Origin of the sequence: Nocardia sp. NPDC002869, assembly GCF_046764065.1 — a bacterium.
Taxonomy (GTDB): Bacteria; Actinomycetota; Actinomycetes; order Mycobacteriales; family Mycobacteriaceae; genus Nocardia; species Nocardia rhamnosiphila.
In genome coordinates, this window is record NZ_JBKOOL010000256.1 from 1 (window position 1) to 5,288 (window position 5,288).

A 5,288-nucleotide genomic window follows, 5' to 3' on the forward strand; every position below is an offset into this window, starting at 1 on the left:
CTGGCGCGGCCCGCCGGGCACCGGCGGTCGCCCGCCCGGCCCGGGGCGCGGTGCGTTCGCATTCGGTACGGGACCGCGGTCGGGTGCACCCGGTCGCTGCTGCGGCTCTCGACCCGGAAGCGGTCCGCGCTGGGTGCGACCACCGCGCGGGTCATCGCCGGGTGGGGGGTCGTAGGGCGAAGTCACTGACAAGGTCTCCAAAGCTCGTATCGGTCGGATGGGCTCGCTCCGCGGCGCCCCTGGGGGCTCGGCACGTGCACCATCGTCGGGCCGGACGGTCTCATTCCGCGGCGGTGCGCCGGTTCACCCGGGAACCGGAACGCCGGCCCTGCGGCGTCTTCCCGAGCACATAGGACTGCACCAGATGATTCCAGCTGCATGTCCGGCACACCTCGACCACATGAACCGAGAATTCCTCTCGGGTCTCGGCCAGGCGTACCAGCTCTTCCGGGCTGCGCGCGGAACCCGCGACCGGCCCCAGGCCGTCGCCGTAGACCCAGGATACGAGGGTGAGTTGTTCCTTCCGGCAGATAGGGCATGTGACCTCGCTCCCCCGACCGTGAAATTTGGCCGCACGCAGCAGGTAGGGATTGGCGTCACATACCTCGGCGACATCGACACGGCCCGCATAGACGTCAGCCAGCAGCGACTTGCGCCGGAGCGCATAGTCGACCACTTGCCGCTGTATTCGCACGCTCCCAGAGTAGCGGTGATGTAATGGTGCCGCCCACGGCCGCATTGGATTCGTACCTCCGTCGCGGCGGTTCGGTTCCGTTGCCGGCAGGGCCGGTCCGGCCCCGCGCGGATTCCTCGCGTGCGGAGATGCGGCGGGGTCCCGGTGTCCGGTCACGTCACTCCGGGCGCGGTCGGTTGGCGCATGTGTGCCATCTGTCCCGTCGGTGCCCGCCCGGCTTACCGCGGTATGAAGGGTGACCGTGGAAACCCACGGAGAGCTGCTCGCACCGTACGATTCGAGGGTGTCCACGGTGTTTCCCGGTCGTCTGCGCGCGCGTGATATCGACCGTGCCGAAACCGCGACCGTGCTCGACGGCGCGTACGCCGAGGGTCAGCTCGGCGCCGCCGAGTACCACGATCGCATCGCGCAGGCCCGGGCCGCGAAAACGCTCGGTGAGCTGTCCGAACTGGTCGCGGATCTGCAGACGCCGGCCGCCCGGCGGGTACGTGCCGAGCGTGGTGCCGCCGCGGCCGCCACGGCATCGGGATATCCGCCCGGCACCCGCGCCCGCACCGCCGACCGGGACGCCGCCGGTGCCGTCCTGAACCGCGCCTTCGGCGAGGGCCAGCTCGCCGAGGACGAGTACCGCGTTCGCGCCGAACTGCTCGCCGACGCGGTCACCCTCGACGATCTCGCCGAGCTCACCGCCGATCTCCAGGGCGCGCGGCCGGCCGCCGTCGCGCCACCGCCGGCCCGGTCCGGCGGGCAGGGGCGGTACTTCGCGGTGATCGGTGCCGCCGCGCTCGCGGTCGCCTTCGGCACCTTCGCCCTCGTCCATCGCGAGGCCGAGCCGGCGCCCGCCGTACCGCCCGTGGCCGCCGCGCCCGAGCCTGCCGCCCCGGTGCCGTATGCCGCCCTGAACGAGGTCGAGCCGCTGGTCATCCCCACGCCGAATCTGGTGACCGAGGCCGGTATCGCCCACTTCGTCGACCGCTATCGGACCGAATTCGGCGATACGGTCGCCGACGAGATCACGCTCTACCCGGCCCATGCCCGGGTGACCCGCGCGCTGCCGGGGCAGCCGAACCGAAAGGTGACCTACACCTATCGCGGCGGTTTCCATCAGGACAGCGATCCGACCACCCGTCCGGTCGATACCCCCACCGTCGACCTGGCGGCGGTGGACACCGCCGCCGTCGGTGCGGCCGCCGGCACGGCCGCGGCCACCACCCGAGTGCCCGACGGGGTGGTCTCGATGATCGAAATGGATGTCCCGTCCTTCGACCCGCTCGCGGGCCGGCCGGCGGTGAGTATCCATGTGGGCAATACCTTCGACGAATCCGGTTGGTTCGTCCTCAGCCCCGCCGGTGAGGTGCTGAGGGTGTGGCCTTTCGACGGCTAGAGGAAGCGACCGTGGCGAGAAGAGAACAGCTCCGGGCACGTGACAGCGACCGGGTGGAGGTGTGCGCGCTGCTGGACGCCGCGTCCGCGGACGGCCAGCTCTCCGACGCGGAGCACACCGTGCGTACGCGGTCGGCGATGCGGGCGAAGTACACCGCCGACCTGGACGCGCTCATCGCGGATCTGCAGGTCCCCGGCGAACTCGCCGGTGCCGCGATCCTGAACCGCGACCGGCCGGCGCGGCCCTGGTGGGTACCGGCCGCCCTGCTGACGGCGGCCGCGGTACTCGGCGCGGTGGTGGGCCTCGCGCTGCCCGACGACTCCGCGAGCGCGGGTGACCCCGCCACCGAGGAGGCCGTCGAGCAGGCCGCCGCGGATCTGGCCACCGGCAGCGGCCTGGCTCTTTTCGTCGACAGCTACCGCCGGAAGTTCGGTGACACGATCATCGACGCGGCGACGGTCTTCTCCGACCGGATCCTGGTCCAGCGTCTGGATCGGGGGGAGGAGCAGGTCTACGAGTTCGACGGCACGGATTTCACCGCCACGACCTCGAGCGTATCGAGCTATTCGGAGGGTCGTCCGGTCGATCTCGCGGATATCGATCTGCCCGCCGTGGCCGCGGTACTGGCCGGTGCGCCGGCCACGGTGAAGCTGGCCGACGGGCAGATCGGTCATATCGGTATCGGCTACGAACTCATCGCCCCCGAGGCCGCCGCGCCGGTACTCGATATCTACGTCGGTGACGGCGGCGACCGCACCGGAACGATGCAACTCGCACTCGACGGGACGCCACAGGAAGTCCATCCGGTCGACTGATCGGTCGAGGCCCGATCCCCGCCGCTGCCGAGTCCGGCTGCCGCCTGCGCATATGCGTCCCCGACTGCGTAGAACTATGCGTGGTTATATCGCTCCGATATAGTGGGTAATCGCATCCATTGGTTAGGTCTGTACGGAAGTCAGGGGGTGAAGCCCGTTGCTCGAACTGGCAATCCTCGGGCTGCTCCTGGAATCGCCCATGCACGGCTACGAGCTGAAGAAGCGGCTCACCGGTCTGCTCGGGGCGTTTCGGGCTTTTTCCTACGGGTCGCTGTATCCGACCTTGAAGCGCATGCGGGCGGATGGATTGATCGCGGAGGAAGTACCCGAGGGACTGTCCACGACCCGCCGGGCCCGGCGGGTCTACCAGCTGACCCCGTCGGGCCGCGAGCGTTTCAAGGACCTCCTGGCCGATACGGGTCCGCAGAACTACACCGATGACGGCTTCGGCGTCCACCTCGCCTTCTTCAGCCGCACCCCCGCCGAAGCGCGGGTGCGGATCCTGGAGGGCAGGCGGCGTCAGGTCGAGGAGCGCCGAGAGGGGCTGCGGGAGGCGATCAAGAAGGCGAGCGGATCGCTGGATCGCTACACCCGCCAACTCCATCAACTCGGACTCGAATCAAGCGAGCGCGAAGTGCGCTGGCTCAACGAGTTGATTGCGGCGGAGCAATCGACGAAGGCGGCACCACAGAAAGAGGGAAATACCGGCCATGAGTAGTGGAGACACCAACAAGTCCAGTGTTCGCGTCGCCATCGTAGGTGTGGGAAACTGCGCCTCTTCGCTCGTCCAGGGCGTTCAGTACTACCGGGATGCCGACGATTCCACGACGGTGCCCGGACTGATGCATGTGCGGTTCGGCGAATACCACGTGCGGGACGTGCAGTTCGTGGCAGCCTTCGACGTGGACGCCAAGAAGGTCGGCTTCGACCTGTCCGAGGCGATCTTCGCCAGCGAGAACAACACCATCAAGATCTCCGACGTGCCGCCGCTGGGTGTCAGCGTGCAGCGCGGTCCGACCCTCGACGGCATCGGCAAGTACTACGCCGAAACCATCGAACTCGCCGAGGCCGAGCCGGTCGACGTGGTCAAGGCGTTGCAGGACGCCGAGGCGGACGTCCTGGTCTCGTACCTGCCGGTCGGGTCCGAGGAAGCCGACAAGTTCTACGCCCAGTGCGCGATCGACGCCGGCGTGGCGTTCGTCAACGCGCTGCCGGTGTTCATCGCCTCGGACCCGGAATGGGCCGAGAAGTTCCGCGCCGCGGGCGTGCCGATCGTCGGTGACGACATCAAGAGCCAGGTCGGCGCCACCATCACCCACCGTGTGATGGCCAAACTGTTCGAGGACCGCGGGGTCCAGCTCGACCGCACCATGCAGCTGAACGTCGGCGGCAATATGGACTTCAAGAACATGCTCGAGCGCGAACGCCTGGAATCGAAGAAGATTTCCAAGACCCAGGCCGTCACCAGCAACCTGAAGAAGGAAATGGGCGCCGGCGATGTGCACATCGGCCCCTCCGACCACGTCGGCTGGCTCGACGACCGCAAATGGGCCTACGTCCGCCTCGAAGGCCGCGCCTTCGGCGATGTGCCGCTGAACCTGGAGTACAAGCTCGAGGTATGGGACTCGCCCAACTCGGCCGGCATCATCATCGACGCGGTCCGCGCCGCGAAGATCGCCAAGGACCGCGGTATCGGCGGCCCGGTGATCCCGGCGTCGGCGTACCTGATGAAGTCCCCGCCCCAGCAGCTGGCCGACGATATCGCCCGCACACAGCTCGAGGCCTTCATCATCGACGCCTGAGTTTGCGCGCCGGACGGGACAGGCCGACCGGGCTTTCGGGTCCGGGCGGCCTGCCTGCGAAGGTGATATGGTGCCGGCACCGCCGAAAGTCGGGGTCGGCTCGCTCGGGCATGAAGCGGGGCTCGCCTGTCGAAGTGACGGGTGAGCTCGTTGTGAAGGTCTGCCTTGTCCGCGCGTATCGGGCGGACCTCTGAAAAGTTCGCCGGACTCGACTCCGTCGGTGTGGAAACCGAACCATCGTCGCCGAGCCGGTAGAGACCTGTGTAGTGCTGCGGGAGATGTCCTCGACCCAGTGCGTGACGAGGCGGAGCAGCATGATCGGTCCGACGTTGCGATACGCGCGTGATCTCCTTCGGCTGAAAATCCAGCGCACGGCGTGGGCTCGGGCTGAGATGACCGGGGGGCTCGCTGATGAATTGCGGGAGGCGGCCCGCGCGTTCTACCACGGTGACCGTGACGCATACGACCGGGTGAAGTCACTGACCGGCACGACATACGTGTCGACGGCACGTGAATACTGACCCCTGCGTGGCAACCGAAAACTGACCCCTTTGGTCGGGACCCTGGCTCTAACCGAGCCAGGAGGACGAAGG

General features: G+C 68.1%; 5 protein-coding genes. 4 read left to right on the plus strand and 1 reads right to left on the minus strand.

What is annotated here, in order from left to right; translation table 11 throughout:
• Positions 1-280: 280 nt before the first annotated feature.
• Positions 281-694: a DUF5318 domain-containing protein gene (locus ACLML9_RS27600; RefSeq protein ID WP_174372459.1), complete on the minus strand. Its 414-nt coding sequence runs from the start codon at positions 692-694 to the stop codon at positions 281-283.
• A 283-nt stretch (positions 695-977) separates the two neighbouring features.
• Between ACLML9_RS27600 and ACLML9_RS27605 the strand changes: the two genes are divergently transcribed.
• From ACLML9_RS27605 to ACLML9_RS27620, 4 genes are all read left to right on the plus strand, one after another.
• Positions 978-2,078, plus strand: coding sequence for a DUF1707 domain-containing protein (locus tag ACLML9_RS27605; RefSeq protein WP_411948248.1), 1,101 nt, complete (start codon positions 978-980; stop codon positions 2,076-2,078).
• A gap of 11 nt (positions 2,079-2,089) precedes the next feature.
• Complete coding sequence (locus ACLML9_RS27610) at positions 2,090-2,893, plus strand: DUF1707 domain-containing protein (protein ID WP_411948249.1); 804 nt, start codon at positions 2,090-2,092, stop codon at positions 2,891-2,893.
• A 157-nt stretch (positions 2,894-3,050) separates the two neighbouring features.
• Positions 3,051-3,611 carry a PadR family transcriptional regulator gene (locus ACLML9_RS27615; RefSeq protein ID WP_411948250.1) on the plus strand — a complete coding sequence of 187 codons (561 nt, stop codon included), beginning with the start codon at positions 3,051-3,053 and terminating at the stop codon, positions 3,609-3,611.
• Positions 3,604-4,695 (plus strand): inositol-3-phosphate synthase, encoded by a 1,092-nt coding sequence (locus tag ACLML9_RS27620; protein ID WP_357053143.1) that lies wholly within the window; start codon positions 3,604-3,606, stop codon positions 4,693-4,695. Before ACLML9_RS27615 ends, ACLML9_RS27620 begins: the two co-directional genes overlap by 8 nt.
• Positions 4,696-5,288: the final 593 nt, after the last annotated feature.

Coding starts and splice junctions, on each gene's coding strand:
- ACLML9_RS27620 (WP_357053143.1), top strand. CDS start 3,604: ATGAGTAGTGGAGACACCAACAAGTCCAGTGTTCGCGTCGCCATCGTA.